This window comes from Bacillus lumedeiriae (genome assembly GCF_044891285.1).
GTDB lineage: Bacteria > Bacillota > Bacilli > Bacillales > Domibacillaceae > Pseudobacillus > Pseudobacillus lumedeiriae.
Genome location: NZ_JAUIYO010000002.1, coordinates 315,995 through 339,323, shown reverse-complemented (window position 1 = coordinate 339,323; position 23,329 = coordinate 315,995). Strand labels below are relative to the sequence as shown.

Annotated in this window: 19 protein-coding genes and 1 riboswitch; all 19 genes read right to left on the bottom strand. The window is 41.7% G+C overall.

Features of this window, described 5'->3' with window-relative positions:
• Positions 1-64: 64 nt before the first annotated feature.
• The 19 genes from mutL to yfmF all read right to left on the bottom strand — a co-directional run bounded on the left by mutL (position 65) and on the right by yfmF (position 23,181).
• Entirely contained in the window at positions 65-1,969 is a 1,905-nt protein-coding gene (mutL, locus tag QYG89_RS05160; RefSeq protein WP_404315253.1) for a DNA mismatch repair endonuclease MutL, read from the bottom strand.
• 26 nt (positions 1,970-1,995) lie between these two features.
• Positions 1,996-4,599: a DNA mismatch repair protein MutS gene (mutS, locus tag QYG89_RS05155; protein WP_404315251.1), complete on the bottom strand. Its 2,604-nt coding sequence runs from the start codon at positions 4,597-4,599 to the stop codon at positions 1,996-1,998.
• Between the two features lie 128 nt (positions 4,600-4,727).
• The gene (locus QYG89_RS05150) at positions 4,728-5,264 is read right to left on the bottom strand and encodes an outer spore coat protein CotE (RefSeq protein ID WP_404315249.1); all 537 of its coding nucleotides are present in this window, start codon (positions 5,262-5,264) and stop codon (positions 4,728-4,730) included.
• A gap of 467 nt (positions 5,265-5,731) precedes the next feature.
• Complete coding sequence (locus QYG89_RS05145; RefSeq protein WP_404315247.1) at positions 5,732-6,163, bottom strand: RicAFT regulatory complex protein RicA family protein; 432 nt, start codon at positions 6,161-6,163, stop codon at positions 5,732-5,734.
• A 1-nt stretch (position 6,164) separates the two neighbouring features.
• Positions 6,165-7,709, bottom strand: coding sequence for a tRNA (N6-isopentenyl adenosine(37)-C2)-methylthiotransferase MiaB (gene miaB, locus QYG89_RS05140; protein WP_404315245.1), 1,545 nt, complete (start codon positions 7,707-7,709; stop codon positions 6,165-6,167).
• A 388-nt stretch (positions 7,710-8,097) separates the two neighbouring features.
• Complete coding sequence (locus QYG89_RS05135) at positions 8,098-9,015, bottom strand: dipeptidase (protein WP_404315243.1); 918 nt, start codon at positions 9,013-9,015, stop codon at positions 8,098-8,100.
• Between the two features lie 271 nt (positions 9,016-9,286).
• Positions 9,287-9,547 carry a stage V sporulation protein SpoVS gene (gene spoVS, locus QYG89_RS05130; protein WP_404315241.1) on the bottom strand — a complete coding sequence of 87 codons (261 nt, stop codon included), beginning with the start codon at positions 9,545-9,547 and terminating at the stop codon, positions 9,287-9,289.
• Positions 9,548-9,683: 136 nt separating this feature from the next.
• The gene (locus QYG89_RS05125) at positions 9,684-10,484 is read right to left on the bottom strand and encodes a TIGR00282 family metallophosphoesterase (protein WP_404315239.1); all 801 of its coding nucleotides are present in this window, start codon (positions 10,482-10,484) and stop codon (positions 9,684-9,686) included.
• Between the two features lie 62 nt (positions 10,485-10,546).
• Positions 10,547-12,106: a ribonuclease Y gene (gene rny, locus QYG89_RS05120; protein ID WP_404315237.1), complete on the bottom strand. Its 1,560-nt coding sequence runs from the start codon at positions 12,104-12,106 to the stop codon at positions 10,547-10,549.
• Between the two features lie 260 nt (positions 12,107-12,366).
• Positions 12,367-13,413: a recombinase RecA gene (gene recA, locus QYG89_RS05115; RefSeq protein ID WP_404315235.1), complete on the bottom strand. Its 1,047-nt coding sequence runs from the start codon at positions 13,411-13,413 to the stop codon at positions 12,367-12,369.
• Positions 13,414-13,884: 471 nt separating this feature from the next.
• Entirely contained in the window at positions 13,885-15,183 is a 1,299-nt protein-coding gene (locus QYG89_RS05110) for an O-acetylhomoserine aminocarboxypropyltransferase/cysteine synthase family protein (protein WP_404315233.1), read from the bottom strand.
• A gap of 103 nt (positions 15,184-15,286) precedes the next feature.
• Positions 15,287-15,397, bottom strand: a riboswitch (SAM riboswitch).
• Between the two features lie 76 nt (positions 15,398-15,473).
• Complete coding sequence (locus QYG89_RS05105) at positions 15,474-16,718, bottom strand: competence/damage-inducible protein A (protein ID WP_404315231.1); 1,245 nt, start codon at positions 16,716-16,718, stop codon at positions 15,474-15,476.
• A gap of 133 nt (positions 16,719-16,851) precedes the next feature.
• Positions 16,852-17,430, bottom strand: coding sequence for a CDP-diacylglycerol--glycerol-3-phosphate 3-phosphatidyltransferase (gene pgsA, locus QYG89_RS05100; RefSeq protein WP_404315229.1), 579 nt, complete (start codon positions 17,428-17,430; stop codon positions 16,852-16,854).
• A 66-nt stretch (positions 17,431-17,496) separates the two neighbouring features.
• The gene (locus tag QYG89_RS05095; protein WP_404315227.1) at positions 17,497-18,360 is read right to left on the bottom strand and encodes a helix-turn-helix domain-containing protein; all 864 of its coding nucleotides are present in this window, start codon (positions 18,358-18,360) and stop codon (positions 17,497-17,499) included.
• A gap of 18 nt (positions 18,361-18,378) precedes the next feature.
• Positions 18,379-19,170, bottom strand: coding sequence for a YmfK family protein (locus QYG89_RS05090; RefSeq protein ID WP_404315225.1), 792 nt, complete (start codon positions 19,168-19,170; stop codon positions 18,379-18,381).
• Positions 19,171-19,284: 114 nt separating this feature from the next.
• Entirely contained in the window at positions 19,285-19,542 is a 258-nt protein-coding gene (locus QYG89_RS05085) for a DUF3243 domain-containing protein (RefSeq protein WP_404315223.1), read from the bottom strand.
• Between the two features lie 69 nt (positions 19,543-19,611).
• Positions 19,612-20,334 (bottom strand): elongation factor P 5-aminopentanone reductase, encoded by a 723-nt coding sequence (gene ymfI / locus QYG89_RS05080; protein WP_404315221.1) that lies wholly within the window; start codon positions 20,332-20,334, stop codon positions 19,612-19,614.
• A 274-nt stretch (positions 20,335-20,608) separates the two neighbouring features.
• The gene (gene yfmH / locus QYG89_RS05075) at positions 20,609-21,901 is read right to left on the bottom strand and encodes an EF-P 5-aminopentanol modification-associated protein YfmH (RefSeq protein WP_404315219.1); all 1,293 of its coding nucleotides are present in this window, start codon (positions 21,899-21,901) and stop codon (positions 20,609-20,611) included.
• Positions 21,901-23,181, bottom strand: a complete 1,281-nt coding sequence (gene yfmF / locus QYG89_RS05070) for an EF-P 5-aminopentanol modification-associated protein YfmF (protein ID WP_404315217.1) — start codon at positions 23,179-23,181, stop codon at positions 21,901-21,903. Before yfmF ends, yfmH begins: the two co-directional genes overlap by 1 nt.
• Positions 23,182-23,329: the final 148 nt, after the last annotated feature.

Here is a 23,329-nt window from a genome sequence, read left to right as displayed (position 1 = left end):
ATCGTTTATCCCAAGCGGGGTCAGACCTTACATTCATTTCTTTTCCCATCCCCTGCGAACCTCTTTACATGATGCGCTTGAACATTTTTTCGATTTCAGATGTAGAATAGTGAATAATGATCGGGCGTCCGTGCGGGCAGGTGAATGGATCACTGCTGCAGCGCAAATCATCGAGCAGCTGCTGGATTTCATCATTGCGAAGATGATGGTTCGCTTTTATAGATGCTTTACAGCTCATCATAATGGCAGCTTCTTCCCTCAATTTCTTAATATCTACTTTTTTCATAGACAGCATCTGCTCAATAATGTCTTCAATCATTTGCTGTTCTTCTCCTTTAGGAAACCACTGAGGGTGTGTGTTGACAATAAAAGCTCTCTCACCGAATGCTTCTAGAAAAACCCCGACATTTTCTAACTCTTGAAGATGCTCACTAATTTTAATATAGTCATCAGCGGAATATTCCAATGTAAGCGGCACGAGCATATCTTGCAGTTCTTTTCCCACTTGTCCTACTTTTTCACGGAAAAATTCATACTTCAGCCTTTCCTGGGCAGCATGCTGATCGATCATATACAGTCCTTGTTCGTTTTGGGCAAAAATATACGTCCCGTGCATCTGTCCAATGGGATAAAGAGGAGGAATGCGGCTCTTGCTTTCCTCCCTTGTCCCGTTCTCTTCTTTCCGTTTGTCAGATGGCGGTGCCGGCATAGATTCTGAAAACCTCTCCTTTTCTTCCCTTGCCTCCATCGGAACATACTCTTCCTGCTGATCAACATCCGTTTCATAAAGTTCTCTCGTATACAATTCTTTCATTTTATCTGCAGGCAGCAAGTTTTCCCGCCTTAATTGTGGAGGAGACGACATCGTTTTTATAGGAGATGCTTCTTTTTTGTCCTGTTTATCACCATTATCAAAAGAAAATTCCTGCTGACTAGATACCGTTTTTGTTTGCTTAGGTGCTGGCGCCGCAGCAGGGATTAATGTTTCTTTTTGAAAGGCGGACCGAACCGCCTCTGTTACTAACTCCTGCAGCTGCTGTTCCTTACTAAAACGCACTTCCAGCTTAGCTGGATGAACATTGACGTCCACTAACATAGGATCCATTACGACATTTACTAACGCAATAGGATATCTTCCAATCGGCAGCAGCGTGTGATATCCTTCTTGGATGGCCTTTGCCAAGCTGTAATTTTTGATAAAACGCCCATTCACCATGACAGACAGATAATTTCTAGAAGCCCGCGTCACTTCAGGCAAAGAAATCCAGCCGCTCACTTGAAAATCCAGCGAAGAAGCAGAAAACGGGATCATTTTTTTTGCTGTGTTTAACCCGTAAATCGCTGTCAGTACTTGACGGACATCGCCATTCCCTGTTGTCTGTAAAAGTTCTCTTCCGTTGTGACGAAGGCGTATTGCTGCTTCCGGATGAGCTAAAGCAATCCTGTTCACCACATCTGTGATATTTCCAAGCTCTGTATGAATCGTTTTCATATATTTAAGGCGTGCTGGTGTATTAAAAAACAGCCCTGACACTTTTATATCTGTTCCTTTGCGGCTTGCCGCAGGCTCATGAGACTGTACAACGCCTCCTGAGAGAACGACTTTTGTACCTGGTCCTTCACCTGTTCCGGTCGTCATCGAGAGTTCAGACACAGAGGCAATGCTTGGTAATGCTTCGCCCCGAAAGCCAAGCGTCCGAATGCGAAACAAATCATTTTCATCTTTAATTTTGCTCGTCGCATGGCGGGAAAAAGCTTTCAATACATCATCCGGCTCAATCCCTGCTCCGTTATCCAGAATACGAATGCTTTCAAGCCCCGCTTCTTCTACATCAATTTCAATGACTGTACTGCCGGCATCAATCGCGTTCTCCACAAGTTCTTTAACGACAGATGCAGGACGTTCCACTACTTCTCCGGCCGCAATTTTATTCGAAAGGATGTCATCCAGCTGAATAATTTTCCCCATTTGATCACCCGCTTTCCTCTATCTAACTATTTCTTCACCTTTTTTTGCAGCGCATACAGCACATTCATGGCGTCTAGAGGGGTCATTTCCAATAAATCATATGACTTCAATTCTTCAAGCACTTTTCTTTCTTTTCCCTGCAGCTGAGGTGGAGCCGAGACGGACTCATGGAAAAAGGATAGCTGCTCCAGAGGCTCAGCGGTTTGGCTCGGCTGTTCCTTAGGCTTTGCCTCTTGTTCTTTCACATTGGGCTTTCCTTTCTTCTCCAGTTCCATTAAGATTTCATTGGCTCGTTGAATTAATTCCCGCGGAAGCTCTGCCAGCTCTGCCACATGAATACCATAGCTTTTATCTGCAGCCCCTTCTTTTATTTTATGAAGGAAAACAACGCGGCCATTTTGTTCTACTGCACTAACATGCACATTTTTCAATTGTGGCAGAGTTTCTTCTAGAACAGTCAGTTCATGATAATGGGTAGAAAATAGCGTTTTCGCTTCAATCTGTTCATGAATATATTCAATGATTGCCTGGGCGAGAGCCATTCCATCATAAGTGGACGTACCGCGGCCGATTTCATCAAATAAAATTAACGATTGATTCGTTGCATGGGCAATTGCATTTTTTGCTTCCAGCATTTCTACCATAAATGTACTTTGTCCAGAAATTAAATCATCTGCTGCACCAATCCTCGTAAAGACTTGATCAAAGATAGGCAGCTTCGCTTCGCTTGCAGGAACGAAACAGCCAATTTGAGCCATAATAGAAGTTAAGGCCACTTGTCTCATATAGGTGCTTTTCCCCGACATATTTGGGCCAGTAATCAGCAGCATTTCCCGTCTGACGTTCATCGTACAATCATTCGGTACATATTCTTGTGAATCCATTACTTTCTCCACGACGGGATGGCGCCCGTCTTTAATTATGAGCTCACGGTCCTCTGTCAATCCCGGTTTGACATACTTCCGCTTTTCACTCACTTCCGCAAAACACTGCAGCACATCCAGCTCACTGACAAGCTGCGCCAGCTTTTGCAGCTGCGGGATAAATGTTTTCACTTGTTCTCGAATTTCAATAAACAACTCATATTCGAGCTCGATGATTTTTTCATTTGCCTGTAAAATAAGCGCTTCTTTTTCCTTTAATTCCGGTGTAATAAAACGTTCACAGTTTGCTAATGTTTGCTTACGTTCGTAACGATTGTCCTCAAGCAAATGCAGATTTGCTTTCGTAATTTCAATATAATAGCCAAAAATACGGTTATAGCCTATCTTTAATGATTTGATGCCTGTTTTCTCTCGTTCTTCTTGTTGCAAATGAGCAATCCAATCCTTTCCGTTTCGGCTTGCGTCCCTGTATTCGTCTAGCGCTGCATGAAAACCGTCTTGGATCATACCGCCTTCTTTAATCGACAGAGGCGGATTGTCAATGATCGCCTGCTCAAGAAGATCGGTTAATTCTTCACAGGGATTCATCTTGTTAGAGAGAGTTTGAATGGCTTCACTTTTAATTTGCAGCAATGCCTCTTTCAGCATAGGAATTTGCTGGAGCGACTTTTTCAACTGAACGAGGTCACGGCTGTTCACATTTCCAAAAGCAACCCGGCCCGCCAGTCTTTCAAGGTCGTAAACAGATTTAAGCATTTCCCGAATTTCCTGACGTTCAAAAAAAGACTGAATCAATACTTCTACCATCGCCAAACGCTCATTTATTTGCTTTTTATTAATAAGCGGCCGATCAATCCATTGCTTTAACATTCTTCCGCCCATAGCTGTCATTGTTTCATCTAGCAGCCATAGCAGCGACCCTTTCTTTCCTTTCGAACGAATGGTTTCTGTCAGCTCCAGATTGCGTTTAGAATAAACATCGATTTTCATAAATTGATGAATTTCATAAACTGTAACGGGCTGCAAATGCGACAAACTCCGCTTTTGCGTGCGATGCAAATACTGAAAAAGAAGATGAACTGTTTCACGTAAACTAGGAATCACTGCCTCTCCCATTAAAGCACCAAATTCACCCTGTTCCGCCGTTTGCTCTTCATAAGAAAGTGTCACACTCAGTCTCTCTTGTAACGTCTTCTTCACTTCTTCATCTAGATCCCGTGTCGTAACAACTTCTTTCACACGCAATGTAGACAATTCATTCACTACTTCATCTAAAGTCGTGAGTGCAGTTGTTCGGCTTTCACCCGTTGATAAATCACAAAAAGCGATGCTATATGTTCGATCAATTTGACAGCAAAGAGCCGCAATATAATTGTTTTCTTTTTCGTGAAGCCCTTTTCCTTCCATCACTGTTCCCGGGGTAATCAACTGCACTACTTCCCGTTTAACGACTCCTTTAGCCTGCTTAGGATCTTCTGTTTGTTCACAAATCGCTACCTTGTGTCCAAGTTCAATGAGCCGTTCAATATAAACTGGAGCTGAATGATATGGCACTCCGCACATCGGGATGCGTTCCTCTGTTCCTCCTTCTCTGCTCGTCAGCGTAATCTCAAGAAGCTGACTTGCTCGTGTTGCATCCTCGAAAAACATTTCATAAAAATCACCTAAGCGAAAAAATAAAAAGGCATCCTCATATTGTGCCTTTACAGATAAATATTGCCGAATCATCGGCGTATATTGTTCCATCTATGTCCAATTCCTTTCAAGAAAACCTGTCTATTTTCAACTTTACATTATATCATATTTCCCCTTTATCCGCTTCACTCATGCCATCAAAAAAAGTGCAGGCCTTATTGATTTGGCCTGCACTTCCTTTATTTTTTCTTTTTATGATCTATAAAAGCTGTATCCAATTCCTCATAGTCTTCATCCTCAATACCGCATCCCCAATCATCTTCGCATCCATGAGGATGGACAGCTACACAAATTTTCGTTTCCCCGACTACTTCGACTAAAAATTCCCGCTCGGCCTGGACGATTATTTTGTTGTCCTTTGATGAACAGATCGCTTCACAGCAATTAGGCTGCTGCAGCACACGCGCTAATACTTCGTTGTCATCAAAACAGTTTTCGTCACGATACTTTAACTTAATAACATCTTTATAGCTTACCTTCTCCGTTACGACGGAAGTTTTCGTATTGTCATGATGCGAATACCATACGTTAATATCATATGTTCCATGAACCTCCACCTTTTTCCCCATCTTCTTTGCTTTATACTCATGATTAATAATCCAGCAGCCTAAAATGCTCGATGGGTGGTGTGGCGGACAAATGGTGTGGTGCGTCTGAGTAAACTTCCGGCCCTTAGCAACGACCGACTTCGTAATAATCTCTCTATATTCTGCCATTCGAGCGTCCCTCCTCACGTGTTCTCTATCTATACATATGCAGCAAAACCAAGACATGTGCCTAGAACATATAAAAAATAATAAAACAAGTTAGAAAAGCGGAAGCGACTCGATTAGACCCGACAAGCAAATGTTCTTTCCTCAACGAAGTCTGCTCTTTGCCTTCTTTGAGGAAAGGTTATTTGACCTCGAGGGACTAGTCGCTGCAGCTGGACAATTGAAAAGCGAAGACGACTGCCTTGAAGTGACAGCATAAGATGGGCTGGCGAAATGGCGCCTTTCAGCCATGCAGCCAGAACAGATTATGACTCGAGCTTCAAGGAGGCGGAGCTGGACAATCGAAAAGCGGAGACGACTTGATAGCATTATATGGCTCAATCCTAAAACAATGAATAAAAATAACACTTTCCTATTAAATCCAAAAAAGCACCAGCGAAAATCGCTGATGCTTCTTGATTTAACGACTATTAGCTGCAGCTTCCAGGTGTGCTATGCCTTACTTGAGCACCCGTTTCCCCACGAAGCACATCTCCCCCAGTGGATTCAATAATCTGATCTGTCACTGTATTAGAGATCGCAGATGTAACAATTTGCAAAATATCATTGACTTCTACTTGCGATTCTTTAAATTGCTGTACAACAGGTATTTCATCTAACTCCTGTTCGATCTTCAACATTTTCTCTTCTACCATTTTCAACGCTTCTGTTTTACCATAGTGTTGAAAGTTCACCGCTTGCTTTTGCAGACTTTTTAAGCTGGCAATTTTTTCTCGAACTTTTTGGTTCTCGTGGATTTTTGCTTCTGCTTCTTTGAAAAATTCCACTTCGCTTGTTTCTGCAATCATTTTGGCAAGCTCTGTAGCTTTTGCAAGAATATCATCTTTTGTATACTTTGCCATTTCACTCCACCTCAGCCAATTGATGTTCTTCAATCATTTCTCCGTCTAAAGACCACGTTTTTGCTTCTGTAATTCTTACATTCACAATTTTTCCGATCGCTGTCTTTGGACCTTTAAAGTTCACGAGTTTATTTTTATTCGTATAACCTGCTAAAACGTCAGGGTTATTTTTACTTTCCCCTTCAACGAGTACAGGAACGATTTTGCCGTTATATTTCTTCAACGCTTCAGCCGATAGTTCGTTCACAACTGCATTTAGACGCTGTAACCGCTCTTTCTTCACTTCCATCGGAACATTGTCTTTCATTTTCGCCGCTGGAGTCCCTTCACGCGGAGAATAGATAAATGTATAAGCCGATTCAAAGCCAACTTCGCGGTATAACGAAAGTGTTTCTTCAAATTGTTCTTCCGTTTCGTTTGGATAACCAACAATAATGTCCGTTGTTAATGCTACATCAGGAATCGCCGCTTTAATTTTACGAACAAGTTCGAGATATTGTTCGCGGGTATATTTACGCGCCATAATTTTCAGTACGTCTGTTGATCCAGATTGAACAGGCAGATGAATATGATCCATGAGATTCCCTTTTTTCGCTAACACTTCAATTAAGTGGTCGTCAAAGTCACGCGGATGGCTTGTCGTAAAGCGAATGCGTGGAATATTAATCTTTCTAATCTCGTCCATTAAATCTCCAAGACCATATTTCATATCATCAAAATCTTTGCCGTAGGCATTAACGTTTTGCCCTAGCAGCGTGATTTCCTGATAACCTTGCGCAGCTAAATGACGAACTTCCTGGATGATTTCTTCTGGACGGCGGCTTCTTTCTTTGCCTCGTGTGTAGGGAACGATACAATACGTACAGAATTTATCACATCCGTACATAATGTTTACCCATGCTTTGATGTTGCCGCGGCGTACTTTTGGCAGGTTCTCTATCACGTCGCCTTCTTTTGACCACACTTCAATGACCATTTCTTTAGACATGTAAGCGTCACTCAAAATGTATGGCAGACGATGAATATTGTGTGTACCAAAAATCATATCAACCTGGTTATACGTTTTTAAAATTTTATTAACGACTGATTCTTCTTGGGACATGCATCCACATACACCTAAAAGCAAATCAGGACGCTGCTGCTTCAAATGTTTTAAATGTCCAAGTTCGCCGAACACTTTATTTTCAGCATTTTCACGAATCGCACATGTATTCAGCAAAATCACATTGGCATCTTCCACTGTGTCTGTTGCCTCATAGCCAAGAGCCATAAAAATACCAGCCATGACTTCCGTATCATGCTCATTCATTTGACAGCCATATGTCCGGATATAAAACTTTCTACCGTCACCCATACCACGGAACTGCTCATCAATTTTAAAATCGTTATGGTATTTTACTTCCTCTTTTCCCCGCTTTTTCGCTTCCTTTAGAGATGGAGGAAGAAACACCGTTTCAAAATATTTGCTGTAATCCTTTTCGGATTTTTTGTCCGCTGGATTGTTCTCTTTCACTTGCTGTCCTTGCAGACGCTGATCTTCATTCATCAAAAAAACTCCTTTCTTTTATCATGACTTTGTTAAATTTCCCTGTTGATTTCAACTGGGGGTACTCGCTTTCCGCTCCAATCAACAATGGGCATTAACATAGCCCTTATCATAAAAGTCCAAATAAAAATATTTAAATAAGGAAATACCTTTTATTAAGCTGCGCACATTATTTTAGTATATAGCTTTCTAATTGATTAAACAATAGATGATTATGAACATTTAACATACAAAAAACCAGCTTCTTGATCCGCTGGTTTTTCATTCAACCGTCTTTTAAAAGCAGTCCTATTTGCGGCATTGACTGGCACTGCTAAACCGCAAAATTTACCAATGACGGCTTTTTTATTGTTATGCATTTTATATTACATCGTCACATTTTGCTGACCTAGTATGGAAATCTGCTTGAAAAGTTAGTCCATAGAAATTTTTCTACCTGTCTCGCTGAATAGTAGTTTTGAAGGAGCTCAGCCCATTTTTCATATCCCTCATACGATTGCAGACCTCCAATGGTTTCATCAATGCCGTCAAAGTCTGAGCCAAAGCCAAGGTGATCTTCGCCGCCGATTTCACAAACGTGCTCTACATGTTTTAACAAATCAAGGACGTTTACTTCTCCCTTCTCTTTCACAAAGAATGGAACAAATGATAATCCAACCACTCCATTCTTTTTAATTAATGCTTTCATTTGATCATCCGTTAAATTGCGCGGATGCGGACAAAGTTGATAACAATTGGAGTGGCTGGCGATAGGATAGTCTGCCTTTTCGATCACATCCCAAAAGGATTTCTCTGACAAATGAGATACATCCGTCCAAATCCCCCACTCATTCAGCAGCTGGATCATTTGACCGCCAAATTCTGTTATACCGCCAGCTCTTTTCTCCATGACTCCGTCCGCTAACGCATTAGCATGATTCCACGTCAGTCCCACCGACCTTACACCCAGCCGGTACAAAGTGGTTAATTTCAATGGATCTTCTTCGATCGCTTCGCAGCCTTCAAGAGTGAGCACTGCCCCGATTTCTCCTTTTTTCAGTTCATCTAATTCCTGCCTTGTCTTAACCACTTTCATATCTGGATATGGTTTGATGATTTTTTCATAAAATAAATCAATTTGCTCCAATGCCGATCTAAACCGATCATGCGGCTTGATCGATGAAGATAAAAAGATGGCAAAACATTGCACCTTTGCTTGCGCTTGCTTTAGACGACTATATGTAACGTGCAAAGAAGGATTGTTGAAATCTTTTCGCTGATCTTTTTGCAATTGGTATAATACATCACAATGCCCATCAAAAATCATCTTTTTCATCCTCTCAGGGAATTTAATTACAGCTGTGAAAATAGACATCGTAAATACATAAAAGGCTATGTTAATGACTAGTATTGATTTTTCCCTTTTGTTAATTGGAGCGATAGTGACGAAGAAACTCTCAGGCCACCCTTGGAAAGCGACAGAGACCTTCAACAAAGAATAAAAAAAAGAAAAACCCGCTTCAAGAAAGCAGAATAAGTGAGCAGTTTTTGCTCCTTTCATGCTGTCAAAAAGCAGGGTTTATTCACATTTTATCGCCTCACCTAGGTTCGACGATCAACTTGATAGCTGTTCGTTCTTCTTCCTCAATCATGATGTCTGTAAAGGCCGGGATACATATTAAATCCACTCCACTCGGAGCAACAAACCCCCGAGCAATCGCTACTGCTTTCACTGCCTGATTAAGTGCTCCAGCTCCGATCGCCTGAATTTCAGCGGCCCCTCTTTCCCTCAGAACACCGGCAAGTGCACCAGCTACAGAATTAGGATTAGACTTTGCCGAAACTTTTAATATATCCATTTCTTGTCCCCCTTTTGTTAAGCGATACCGAATGCTCTTACTAACGAACATAGTCGTTCGCTATCCTTCCATTCCTACTATATTCGAAGACAAGCTTCTGTATTACTTGTCTTGTTAAACAAAAGAGGGCGATCTTCTATTCAGCAATAAATGGATGATCTTCGTTAATTAACAGACGATGAATGGCTTTGGCTGTTCCTGTCTTCTTATCAACGTCAATTAAACAAGCGCTCAGTTGAGTCCGGCCGCTGTTTGGCACCTCAAATCGGACTGGCAGCCCTGTTATGAATTTTTTTAACACAGCCTCTTTCTCCATACCAAGAATACTATCGTATGGTCCAGTCATACCAACATCAGATAAGTACGCGGTTCCTTTTGGCAAAATACGATTATCTGCTGTTTGTACATGTGTATGAGTACCTACTACAGCAGTGACTTTGCCATCTAGAAACCACCCTAGTGCCTGTTTTTCACTTGTAGCTTCTGCATGAAAATCGATGAAAATAATAGGTGTCCGTTCACGCGCTTTTACCACGAGCTCCTCAGCCTTCTTAAACGGACAGTCCAATGCAGGCATAAACGTCCGTCCTTGTAAATTAATAACAGCCACTTCTACACCAGCCCGTTTAGTAAATAATAAACCTGTTCCAGGAACATCTTCCGGAAAATTCCCAGGACGAACGAGCGCTTTTGCTTCGTCAATGAATTCAAAGATACCTTTATTATCCCAAGCGTGATTGCCCAGTGTCACTACATCAGCACCATCTTTTAAAAACTGGTGGTAGATCTTATCTGTAATCCCCCTGCCAGATGCAGCATTCTCTCCATTCACAATGGTGCATTCAGGACGATATTTGCTTTTAAGCATCGGCAAATACTGACTAATCATGTCTCTTCCGGGGGCCCCAACGACATCTCCTACAAATAATATTTTCATATATGTTCCTTTCTTTCTCTTTATTTCCCCATAGGGAAAGCGGTGTGATTCATCACACCGCTTTACTTTGCATATTCTACAGCACGAGTTTCTCTTATGACTGTTACTTTAATGTGTCCCGGATAATCAAGTTCTCCTTCAATTCGTTTGCGTATGTCACGCGCTAATCGATGTGCTTGAAGGTCATCTACTTGTTCTGGTTTCACTATGATACGCACTTCACGACCTGCTTGAATAGCAAATGATTTCTCTACACCATCATATGACTCCGAAATTTCCTCGAGCTTTTCTAAGCGGCGTATATAGTTTTCCAACGTTTCACTGCGTGCACCTGGTCTTGCAGCTGATAGCGCATCGGCTGCAGCTACGAGTACTGCAATAATGGACGTTGGCTCGGTATCACCATGATGGGAAGCAATGCTGTTAATGACAACAGGATGCTCTTTATATTTTGTAGCGAGCTCTACACCAATCTCTACATGACTGCCTTCCACTTCATGATCGACTGCCTTACCGATATCATGTAGCAAACCAGCACGACGGGCGAGCGTCTCGTCTTCTCCAAGTTCTGATGCCAGCAAACCTGTTAAATAAGCAACTTCCATGGAATGCTTAAGTACATTTTGACCATAGCTTGTTCGATACTTTAAACGTCCGAGAATCTTAATTAAGTCTGGATGCAATCCATGAACACCCACTTCAAAGGTCGTTTGTTCACCAACTTCACGGATATGCTCATCTACTTCTCTACGTGCTTTATCCACCATTTCTTCAATACGAGCCGGATGAATACGTCCATCCTGTACTAGCTTCTCAAGTGCAATTCTTGCGGCTTCCCGACGAATCGGGTCAAATCCGGAGAGAATGACCGCTTCTGGTGTATCATCAATAATCAAATCAATACCCGTTAATGTTTCTAATGTACGGATATTTCGTCCTTCACGTCCGATAATCCGGCCTTTCATTTCATCATTTGGCAGCGTAACAACGGAAACCGTCGTTTCTGCCACGTGATCAGCTGCACAGCGCTGAATGGCAAGAGATAGGATTGACTTTGCTTTCTTATCTGCTTCTTCTTTCGCACGGTTCTCTTGCTCTTTGGTCATTACAGCAATGTCGTGTGCAAGCTCTTGCTCCGTTCGATCTAAGATAATGGAGCGAGCTTCATCCCGGGTCAGACTGGCGATTCTTTCTAGTTCCGCCTGCTGCTTTTTGATCATCTCTTCCACTTTGCTGTCCATCTCTTCAATATGTTGTTGTCTCTCAGTAAGAGCTTCCTCTTTTTTCTCAAGCTGCACTTCGCGTTTATCAAGCGATTCATCTTTTCGATCGAGGTTCTCTTCCCTTTGTAATAAACGATTCTCTTGTTTTTGCAATTCGTTTCTTCGTTCACGTAGCTCTAATTCCGTATCTGTACGAAGCGTGTGAATTTCATCCTTTGCTTCAAGCAGGGCTTCTTTCTTCAGTGCTTCTGCTTCACGATTCGCGTCATCAATAATTTGATCTGCAACGCTTTTTGCCCCTGCAATCTTTGATTCTGCAATGGATTTCCGAACAAAATAGCCAACAACTACACCGACGATTAGGCCAAGCAAAATGGAGATGATTGTAATGGCTCCCATTCTTCCACCTCCTCTTGCTATAAACTTTTGCCATGCTTTTAACATGTCGGCTGATACATTGTGTGTCCACATTTCAATATACAGCTTCTAATTTCCAGTTTTACAGAGAAAAAAATATAAAATACACATTTCAATTTTATAGTTGTGAAAATTTGTTGTCAAGGGTTTCCTCTTCTAATTACTTTATTCAAGAACTTCTAAAGGATTTATTCCCCAATATATACAAAAGAGCGATGTATTTCGACATCGCTCCTGCTTAATTATTCATCGATCAAGTTAAACTCTTCCGGAATTTCCTCTTCGTTCGTTTCAACAAAATCCGCATCCAAACCATAATGCTGGCGTATTTTCATCATCACTTCCTGGCGGATATCCGGATTCTCCTTCAGAAACTGCTTCGCATTCTCACGTCCTTGTCCTAAACGCTCTTCGTTATATGAGTACCAGGCACCACTCTTTTGAATAATGTCGACTTCTGATCCCATATCAATGATCTCGCCTTCTCTAGAGATCCCTTCTCCATACATAATATCCACTTCTGCTACACGGAATGGAGGAGCTACCTTGTTTTTTACAACCTTAATTTTTGTTTTATTCCCTACAATGTCATTTCCTTGCTTTAATGCTTCAGCACGGCGGACTTCAAGTCGGACAGAGCTATAAAATTTCAATGCACGTCCCCCTGGTGTCGTTTCAGGGTTCCCAAACATAACTCCAACTTTTTCACGAATCTGATTAATAAAGATTGCGATGGTTTTAGATTTATTGATTGCTCCCGACAGTTTACGAAGCGCCTGCGACATTAAACGCGCCTGCAAACCAACGTGAGAATCTCCCATATCCCCTTCAATCTCCGCTTTTGGCACGAGTGCAGCTACCGAGTCAATGATTAAAATATCAACGGCTCCACTTCGCACGAGGGCTTCGGCAATCTCAAGTGCCTGCTCTCCTGTATCTGGCTGAGAAAGCAGCAACTCATCAATATTTACCCCTAATTTCTGAGCATAAACAGGATCAAGTGCATGCTCAGCATCAATGAAAGCTGCCTGTCCCCCATTTGCTTGTATTTCCGCAATAGCATGAAGGGCTACCGTTGTTTTACCAGAGCTTTCCGGCCCGTAAATTTCAACAATACGTCCACGCGGATATCCGCCGACACCAAGTGCCGCATCAAGAGCGAGCGAACCACTTGGGCTAGTGGAAATTTTCCGATCTGTTTGTTCTCCAAGTTTCATTATCGACCCTTTACCAAATTGTTTTTCAATTTGCTTTAAGGCCATATCTAAAGCGGCTTGACGATCACTCACTAAAATTCCTCCTTAAAATTACCAATCTATCAGATCAAATGCATATCAACATGTTGTTTCAGAATCTACAATAACTATACCTTTTTATTGAGACAATTTCAAGTAAAAAGCGAACATTTATTCGGTTTTTATTATTCCAGAGACTTTGTTAAACTCCCCTGTTGATTTCTACGGAGGAAGCTCCGTTCAATCAACGAAGCAGCACAATCAACAACAATAAGCACTAACATAGCCATTACGGAAAGAAAAAGGGCGATAAAAAAACAGAAAAATAAGAAGAGAGAATAGTGGAAAATAAGAAGATGAAAATAACTCCTGCTTCTTTATTTTATCACAAAGAAACAGGAGCAGGTAATTTTAAGAATATAAAAATAGTCTAGCCATACTTAAGGTTACGCTCTCACGTACTTCAAAAATTAGATGATGGAGCGAAATGAAAGATCAGGCTCTTCATTCTATTACACTCCTACTTTAGACTCCAGCAACCACACCAGTTGCCTTTTCAATTGCCTGATTCAAATCAGCAATCAAGTCTTTTGGTGATTCCAGTCCAATCGATAAGCGGATCATTTCTTCTTTCGTTCCAGATTTCTCTAAGTCCTCGCTGCTTAATTGCTGGTGAGTGGTAGAAGCCGGATGAATAATCAGTGACTTGCCATCTCCAACGTTGGCCACATGCGACCATAGTTTAATGTTGTCGATCACTTTTTTCCCTGCTTCCCGTCCGCCTTTAATACCGAAGACAACGATAGAACCAAATGTATTATTTAAATATTTTTTCGCTAGTTCATGAGATGGATGGTTCTCAAGGCTTGGATGGGATACCCATTCCACACCTGGATGATTGTTTAAATAATCAACGATAGCGAGCGCATTTTCGTGATGGCGCTGAATACGCAGGTGCAATGTTTCTAATCCTTGAAGAAGCAAAAAGGCACTGTTGGCACTTAAAGACGGACCAAAATCTCTCAACAGCTGTACACGTAATTTAATAGCGAATGCTGGGCCTTCAATGTCTGCATATTTTAGCCCATTATAAGACTCGTCGGATTCCGTAAATCCAGGGAATTTTTCACTATTCCAGTTAAACGTACCACCGTCTACTACTACACCGCCAATAACCGTTCCATGGCCGCTGATCCACTTTGTAGCAGAGTGGACAACAATGTCAGCTCCCCGCGTAAGCGGCTTCGCTCCATAAGGAGAAGCAAACGTATTATCTACAATCAATGGAATCCCGTGTTCATGAGCAATATCTGCTACTTTTTCCACATCAAGTACATTTAAAGATGGGTTGCCAATAATTTCTCCAAAAATCGCCTTTGTTTTCGAAGTTATTGCTGCACGGAAATTTTCCGGATCTGTAGAATCAACAAACTTCACATTAATTCCGTATTTAGGAAGAGTGTTAGCGAATAAGTTATATGTACCGCCATACAAATTCGCCGCCGCCACAATTTCATCCCCTGCATGAGCCAGATTCAATATAGAAAAAGAAATCGCAGCCATACCTGATGAAAGAGCAACAGCTGCAGCTCCCTCTTCTAACAAGGCAATTCGTTTCTCAAACACATCTACTGTCGGGTTAGTAATACGTGTATAAATATTGCCGGGCTTTTGCAAAGCAAACAAAGCATTGGCATGATCTGTATCTTCAAAAACATAAGAAGTCGATTCGTAAATCGGCACAGCGCGGGCCCCTGTCGTTGGATCAGGCACCTGTCCTCCATGAAGCAAAATTGTTTCTTGACCCCAGTTTTCTTTCGTCATTGTCAATCCCTCCTGATTTATTAAATAACTTATCATTAATGATCGTGAGGTATATAAAAAGCCCTCTTCTCGTAAAAGAAGAGGGCTTTATTATAAAATCCTCCTCTTATCTTTCAGGCTCAACACCTGCAGGAATTAGCACCGTTTCAGACATTTCTGCCTGAAGGTTGCCGGGCTTCATCGGGCCTAATCCCTCCGCCGCTCACAATAAGAGTGTTCACTTTGAATTAAACTTCTAGCTTAATTATACAGCATATTCATCAGAATAATCAACAATATTCTGAACGTTTCTACTTATTATTTGCAAGTTCCACCAGCAGATAGTGGCAGCCATACTTGACTGACCTCTTTCTAATGCCTGCACGGCTGCCAGCCAATTGGAGCTTAAACGCCTTTGACCCAGTAAGTTTAGAAGATAAGCCGATCCACACCGTTCCAGACGGATGCCCTTCTGCTGCATCCGGGCCGGCAACACCTGTAAAACTAATACCAAAATCAGCATCCAGCAGCTGACGGACATTTTCTGCCAATTCAATGGCACACGCTTCACTTATTGCCCCGTGATCAGCCAATGTCTCTGTTTTCACTTGTACAAGTTTTTCTTTTGCGCGGTTAGAATAACACACAATACCGCCATTAAAAAACTGGCTTGCTCCAGGTACAGCAGTCATTTCACTTTGAAATAGACCTCCCGTCAAACTTTCAGCCGCAGCCACCGTCTGTGATGACTCCACTAAGCGATCTGCAAGTTCACGGACAATGGTCGTATCATTGTATCCATAAAAATAATCACCTACCCGGCGGAGAATCTCTTCCTCCACTTCTTGTATCATCCGTAAAGCCGTTGCCTCTGATTCGTGCTTAGCCGTAATCCGGAGCGTCACTTCCCCATCCCCTGCTAATGGAGCGATAGTCGGATTTTGCTGTGCCAGCAGTAAATCCTCTACTTCTGTTTCTAATGCCGATTCACCAATGCCAAAAAATCTTAATACGCGCGATTCTATTTTTTCGACTTTCTCAAGGATATTTAGCAGTGCGGGTTTCGCGTAGTTAGTAAACATCGGCTGCATTTCCCGAGGAGGTCCAGGCAAAAGCATATAGAAATTCTTTGTCCCTTTGACCATCATGCCAGGTGCCATGCCGTGATCATTCGGAAAAACCGTGCTTCCTTCCATCACGAGCGCCTGTTTTTTATTATTTGGAGTCATCGGACGTTTCGTTTTTACAAAGTAATGTTCAATACTTTTCAACGCCTCTTCATGATAGACAAGCGGCCGGCCGATATGGGAGCCGATCGCTTCTTTCGTCAAATCGTCTTTTGTAGGACCAAGCCCTCCAGTAAAGATCAGCAAGTCTGCGCGCTTTTCAGCCTCTTTTACAACGTCAAGAACCCGGCTGCTGTTATCGCCAACGACCGTATGATAATACACATTGATACCAATTTCCGCTAACTGCTGCGACAGAAATTGGGCATTCGTATTCGTAATCTGTCCAAGCAGTAATTCAGAGCCTACTGCAATAATTTCTGCATTCATTCTTCTTACCCCTTCTTTCCCTTCAAAAAGAGGCTATCCTGTAAATGCCCTGTTCCCTATAGTATTTGATCAACTATTTATACTATATATGATAGGGATGCCCGGCTCTTTATTTCAGGATAGCCTCTTACTATTATTTAGAATGTTTAAATACACCACGGTTGAGATAAAAATAATCCCATCCCGACCAAACCGTGAAGAAAGCAGCGATCCAAAGAGAGAAATCTGCAAATGGAATTCCCCAGCTTTCGAACGGAGCATTGTAAAGCAACAATGCTGAAATTGCAATAATTTGCGTCCATGTCTTAATCTTTCCAAGCATATTAGCCGCAACGACCTCGCCTTCCCCTGCCAGGATTAACCGCAGCCCTGTAACTGCAAATTCGCGGCTAATGATGACAATGACAATCCAGGAAGCAGCCATTCCAAAATCAACGAGCACAATTAATGCTGCTGATACGAGCAATTTATCGGCAAGCGGATCTAAAAATTTTCCTAAGTTTGTAACCATATTTAATTTCCTTGCATAATAACCGTCAATCCAATCCGTTGTCGATGCAAAAATAAACAGCATCGCCCCCCAGAAGTGCGCAGCCGGCATTGTTGTGCCCAAAAAGTTCATCTCTCCCCAATCAAAATCAGCCAGCATAATGACTAAAAATATTGGGATCATTAAAATTCTTGAAACAGTAATCTTATTCGGTAAATTCACAATGGACCCTCCACCTATTTATCACCACCGGACAGCTTACAAAAACGGTCCGGAAACACTAACGAATTATTGTCCAGCCGGCTGCACTTGGATCATGATATCCTGCCTTACCTGCTTATCAGCTGGAAGTTGATACGCCAGCGTTTCGCCATTGATTTTAATTTCCGTATCAGGTGCAAAACCAACGACAATCTTCGCTTCTGTTTGTCCTGTTAAATCGAACGTTTGCGTTTGTCCTTTAGTAAGTATATTGCCAAAATAGCTTTTCCCGCTTCCATCGGTTACTCCTATCCATGTTTCTCCTTTGGATAGAATAGATACTTCAAATTTTTCCGCATCCCCGAGCTGATACGTTGCTTTCCGGCCGCTCGCTCCAGCCGCCGTCAGCGTTTGCTTCACAGGCTCTTCTTTTTTGACTTCCTCTGGCGCTTTTACTTGTTGTTTTGTTTCTTTTTTCACTTCTGTTCCTTCGCCTGCCTGCTCTTTTGGCTGTTCAATGACCGTTTCTTCTTTCACTGCTTTATCGTTCGAACCACTTTTCGGGATAAGAACCCACACTAGAAAAATAGCCCCAATCACGAAAGCCGTCACTAAAATCTTCGGCAGATATTCCAGAAGCTTCGATGGTTCAGCAGGTACGGTATTTCGTACTGTCTCTACCTTCGTCGCTCTTTGCGGAATTTCATCTTCATGAGAAGAAGGAATTTCACTTTTGTATTCTTCAAACAATTGCTCGTGATCAAGCCCGACCGCTTCAGCATATTGCTTAATGAATGCCCTAATATAAAACTTGCCGGGCATCATGTCGTAATTGCCTTCTTCAATACCCGTTAAATATCTTTTTTGTATTTTAGTTATTTCCTGCACATCTGCTAAGGACAGCCCTTTTGCTTCTCGCGCTTCTCTTAAGCGGTTTCCTAATTCTGTCACCCATAACACCTTCCATAATTAAAAGTTAAAGCCGCCAAAATCCGAATCCTGAAATAATCTATTTTTTTCCACTGGTTCATATGTAATTTCTTCGTCAGGATGATTGCGAATCTCAATAATATAATCAAAGTCCTCCAATTTGTACTCACTATTTTGAACGAAAATATCTGGATGTTCTATTACTTTAACTGCAGGAAGCCTCATAATTTCCCGTACAAGCTGCCAATGCTTTTCACTGGCTCGTTTCGTTGAAACTACCCCGTCCATAATAAATAGGTGATTCGGGTTATACTCATCACGGATTAACTGATCGCGGACCGTTTGCTTAATCATCGTTGACGAGACGAACAGCCAGCGTTTATTCGCACATACGCTTGCCGCCACAATAGATTCTGTCTTTCCGACCCTCGGCATCCCGCGAATACCAATTAATTTGTGCCCTTCCATTTTATACAATTCTGCCATAAAATCAACGAGAAGTCCAAGTTCATCCCGGACGAAACGGAATGTTTTTTTATCGTCCGCGTCCCGCTGAATGTAACGGCCATGTCTCACGGCCATACGATCTCTTAATTTAGGTTCCCTTAATTTGATAATTTGAATCGTATCCATTGTCACTAAAATAGACTCCAGCCTTCTGATTTGATCTTCACTTTCTGCCAAAATTAACAGACCGCGGCTCGCTTCATCCACACCATTAATTGTCACGATATTAATGGAAAGCATACCAAGCAGTGAAGATATATCACCTAACAGCCCTGGACGGTTCTTCACAATTTTATATTCCAAATACCATTCTTTTTTGGACATAAATAACGCTCCTAGCGGCTTTATTGAAAAGCCTGTTAATGATAGTGTCTAGCTACTATCATATATGATTTGCTCTTTTAATGAAAGAAAAAAGAGAGGGAAAAGATCCCTCTCTTAACGAGTTCCATTATTTTGTACTAACTTTACCATCATACTGGCAATCGCTTTTTGTTCTTCTTCTGAAGCAACAGACCATAAATCAGAAAGTACTCTTTCCTGCTCATTTTTCGGGTCCACTTTACTAGCAAGATAATCGCCCACTTGGTAGGCCAGGTTGTTAATCGTATCGTTATTCATTCCTGCACCTGCCGCTTGATTCAGCTTATCTCCAAGAAAGTTTTTCCACTCATGCCAATTCTCAAGTACTGACATATCATTTTTCCTCCTTTATTGAGTAATGACATTAGTTTGTTTCTTTGAAAAGAAATTATACATTTAAAATTATGTGTACCAGCCGCCATTCACCGCAAGCACTTGTCCTGTAATATAAGAAGAGGCAGGAGAACAAATGAAATAAACCGCTTCTGCTATTTCTGCCGCAGATCCGAGGCGTCCCATGGGAATATCAGCTTCTATGTCCATTTTTTCCTCCGTGGAGAACTGGGCCATCATCGGTGTATCGACAGCACCTGGAGCAATCGCATTAATCCGGATATTAGAGGGAGCCAGCTCCTTTGCTAATGCCTTCACAAAAGCAAGCTGAGCTCCTTTTACAGTGGAATAAGCAACTTCACAAGCCGCCCCAGTCTGTCCCCATACAGAAGAAACTAAAACAATGGATGGAAACACAGCCTTCCGCAGTTTTGGGAGAACCTTCTGCACGATGATCATAGGGCTTTTTACATGAAGATGCCATAATTTATCTATTTCTTCTTCCGCAATTTCTTGAAATAAACTGTAATGAGCTGTTCCTCCTGCAAATATGACGCTGTCTACCGCAAAGAGCTGGCTTGTCAGGAAAGCCGCCCCAGCAGTTAAAGTTAAGTCTGCCTGAATAATGATTACTTCCGACCCGATTAATTCCAGTTCTTTTTGCAGACGTTCAATTTTTTCTTTTCCTTTATAATATTGAAGATAAAGATTCCAGCCTTCTCTCGCCAGTTTCTTGGAAATCTCTTCTCCAATTCCTCCGCTCGCTCCGATCACGAGTGCATATCTTTTCATATCTTTATTCCCCTCGGTTCATTTTTTTGTCTATGTTACTGACTATGATTGATTTTGCCCCTTTATTGATTGGGGCGGAAGGCACGGGACTCCTGAAGGAAAAGTGTGTCTAAGGGAGACCCCGCAGGAGCGATAGCCACGAGGAGGCTCTCGGACCGCCCGAGAAAATCAACAGGTACGTTCAACATATCCTTCTTTTTAAACAGGGAAAAGCCAGACTCTATACCTTTCATTCTTACATGAAAGAGTAGAATCCGGCTGCTTCTTTCAGCCTTTATGCCTGTTTTGGTAAAATGTGAAAAGCGGTCATTCGGTTTTCTGAAATGATTTTCTCCGCTGTACTCTTTATATCATTTAGCGTGATTCCTTCTAAGAGAGGGACGACACTAAATAAATTCATTTCATTAAATGTGTAGCGGGTAAATTGATTCGCGATATATTCAGGAGAATTGACCGCTCGCAGAAAAGAACCGATTTTTTTCCTAACCGACCGCTGTAAAGCTTCTTCCGTTAAATGCTGGCCTGCTTTTGCTTCAAGCAAAATCGTAAAAATCCGTTTTTCAAGTTCGTCAGGCTTCCTCGTATCACTGCCGACCATAGCAAAACCATAGCTTTTTTCTTGAGTAAAATCATAATAAAACGTTTCATCAATTAAACCTTCCCGGTAAAGCTGATAATAAAGTGGAGAACTTTTTCCGAATAACATATCTAATAATACATTCATCGTTAATTCCCGCTTTTGCAGCTCTTCTCCCTGCAAATCTGTGTCGATGGCTTTTACACCGACTTGACATTTCGGCATCTGAACATTCATTTGCAGCGCTCGCTTTTTCTCTTTTACCTCTTCCGGTTCCGTTTCTAGACGGCGGTTAATCTCCGGCCGGTTTTGATACTCTTTTTTCGATTGATTGTTCCGAACAAATTCAATAATTTCCTGCGGATTAACGGGGCCAACAACAAACAGAAGCATGTTGCTCGGATGATAAAATGTTCGGTAACATTCATATAAATGATCTTTTGTAATCTCGGCAATCGATTCTACCGTACCAGCAATATCAATGCTGACCGGATGATGATGATACATGCTTTGAATGAGACCATAATAAGCCTGCCAATCTGGATTATCGTCATACATTCGAATTTCCTGGCCGATAATGCCCTTTTCTTTCTCAACCGTTTTCTCAGTGAAATAAGGATCTTGAACGAAATTGATGAGTGTTTCTAAATTCTTCATCACTTGATCCGTACTAGAGAACAAATAAGCGGTTCTTGTGAAAGAAGTAAACGCATTTGCAGAAGCGCCTTGGTGGCTAAAATGTTGAAATACGTCCCCATCTTCTTTTTCAAACATTTTGTGCTCTAAAAAATGAGCTATGCCATCCGGCACACGAACGTAGTCACTGCCTCCCTGTGGAATAAACTGATTGTCAATTGAACCGTACTTTGTAGTGAAAGTGGCGTATGTTTTATTAAACCCTTTTTTGGGAAGCACATACACATCCAGACCATTGTCCATCTTTTCAACAAATAACTCTTCCTGCAGCTGATCAAATTGGATCTTCTCCATTATTCTCCCTCCATTCCCGACAAAAAGTACACTGTATCCAGCTCTACTTTCGCGGCCGCTGCTTTAATTTCTTCAATGGTCATCCGTTCTATGGCTTCCAGCCAATCATCAATCGCTACCTCTTTATGAGCAACGACATTGTGGTAAAGCATTTCAATCACACCTCTAGCCGTATCAAGCGTTTCAAGCACCTGGTTGCGGATGACTGCTTTTGTCTGCAGTAATTCATCTTCAGAAATATCACCATTTTTCATTGCTGCCAATTGCTGACCAATAATTTCTACGGCTTTCGAGTAATTTTTACTGTCAATACCCGAAAGGACCATTAAAAAGCCTTTGTGACTTTCCAATCGGCTGGCGGCATAGTAAGCCAGACTTTCTTTCTCGCGTACGTTCATGAATAGCTTAGAGTGGGAAAAACCGCCGAAAATACCGTTAAACAACTGCAGGGCAAAGTAATCCTCATCTCCAAAAGTGGTATGCGTTCGGTAGCCAATATGAAGCTTCCCTTGATTAATGTCCTGTTGTTCCTTAATTTCTTTCGGCTCCATAGGCGATGAAGAGGCTTCGGCTGCTTTGGACGGCAGAGGTGTTCTGCTATTGAATTGAAATAAGTGGTCAACCATTTTTTCTACATGATCAGCCTCTACATCTCCGACAATATACAAATCCATTTCATCTTGCGCGAATGCCTGCTCATAATAACTGTATAGCCCAGCTCCATTAATTTGATCTACTTCTTCGAGAGTTCCATTTGCTTGAAGGGCATATGGATCTCCTTTATACATTTCTTCAAGAAGACGCGCACTGGCAAATCGCATTTTATCATCATAAATCGATTCAATTCTCTGTTTTAAATTTCGTTTTTCATCTTGTACAATGTCTTGATTGAATTCTCCGTTTTCCGCATTTGGCTTTTGCAATATTTCGTTTAAACATTGCAGCGCTTTTTCCAGCAGCGGCTCGCCGCCTTTCAAAAACTTTTCATTGGCGACTTCCATAGAAAAAGTCATGATGTGAAAATTTCCTTTTTTCGCTAAGTCAACATAAAAGCTGGCACCATATAATTCATCAAGATAAGAACGCAGATCTGTTGAGGTAGGATACTTTTCTGTTCCGCTTTGCAGCACATACGGAAGCAATGCCCTTTTCGTCACCGTTTCTTTTTCCAGCGGGGCCTTCATTCTCCATACAATTGTATTCGTTTTATATTTATCCGTTTGCACAATATGCAAATTGTACCCTTTTTTCTTTATAATATTTTCATTGATCAATGTCACTAAAATACCCTCCTTTTCCCGCAGCTATGTCTATATTTTTATCCGTTTATCTCTAGATTCATGCTTGTATTTATGAAAAACTTATTTTTACTATACCTTAAGCCTTATTAATTGAAAATTGAAACGCTTAAACCTTTTAAAATTCCCC

Coding starts and splice junctions, on each gene's coding strand:
- mutL (WP_404315253.1), bottom strand. CDS start 1,969: ATGGGGAAAATTATTCAGCTGGATGACATCCTTTCGAATAAAATTGCG.
- mutS (WP_404315251.1), bottom strand. CDS start 4,599: ATGGAACAATATACGCCGATGATTCGGCAATATTTATCTGTAAAGGCA.
- QYG89_RS05150 (WP_404315249.1), bottom strand. CDS start 5,264: ATGGCAGAATATAGAGAGATTATTACGAAGTCGGTCGTTGCTAAGGGC.
- QYG89_RS05145 (WP_404315247.1), bottom strand. CDS start 6,163: ATGGCAAAGTATACAAAAGATGATATTCTTGCAAAAGCTACAGAGCTT.
- miaB (WP_404315245.1), bottom strand. CDS start 7,709: ATGAATGAAGATCAGCGTCTGCAAGGACAGCAAGTGAAAGAGAACAAT.
- QYG89_RS05135 (WP_404315243.1), bottom strand. CDS start 9,015: ATGATTTTTGATGGGCATTGTGATGTATTATACCAATTGCAAAAAGAT.
- spoVS (WP_404315241.1), bottom strand. CDS start 9,547: ATGGATATATTAAAAGTTTCGGCAAAGTCTAATCCTAATTCTGTAGCT.
- QYG89_RS05125 (WP_404315239.1), bottom strand. CDS start 10,484: ATGAAAATATTATTTGTAGGAGATGTCGTTGGGGCCCCCGGAAGAGAC.
- rny (WP_404315237.1), bottom strand. CDS start 12,106: ATGGGAGCCATTACAATCATCTCCATTTTGCTTGGCCTAATCGTCGGT.
- QYG89_RS05110 (WP_404315233.1), bottom strand. CDS start 15,183: ATGACGAAAGAAAACTGGGGTCAAGAAACAATTTTGCTTCATGGAGGA.
- QYG89_RS05105 (WP_404315231.1), bottom strand. CDS start 16,718: ATGAATGCAGAAATTATTGCAGTAGGCTCTGAATTACTGCTTGGACAG.
- QYG89_RS05090 (WP_404315225.1), bottom strand. CDS start 19,170: ATGTCCAAAAAAGAATGGTATTTGGAATATAAAATTGTGAAGAACCGT.
- QYG89_RS05085 (WP_404315223.1), bottom strand. CDS start 19,542: ATGTCAGTACTTGAGAATTGGCATGAGTGGAAAAACTTTCTTGGAGAT.
- ymfI (WP_404315221.1), bottom strand. CDS start 20,334: ATGAAAAGATATGCACTCGTGATCGGAGCGAGCGGAGGAATTGGAGAA.
- yfmH (WP_404315219.1), bottom strand. CDS start 21,901: ATGGAGAAGATCCAATTTGATCAGCTGCAGGAAGAGTTATTTGTTGAA.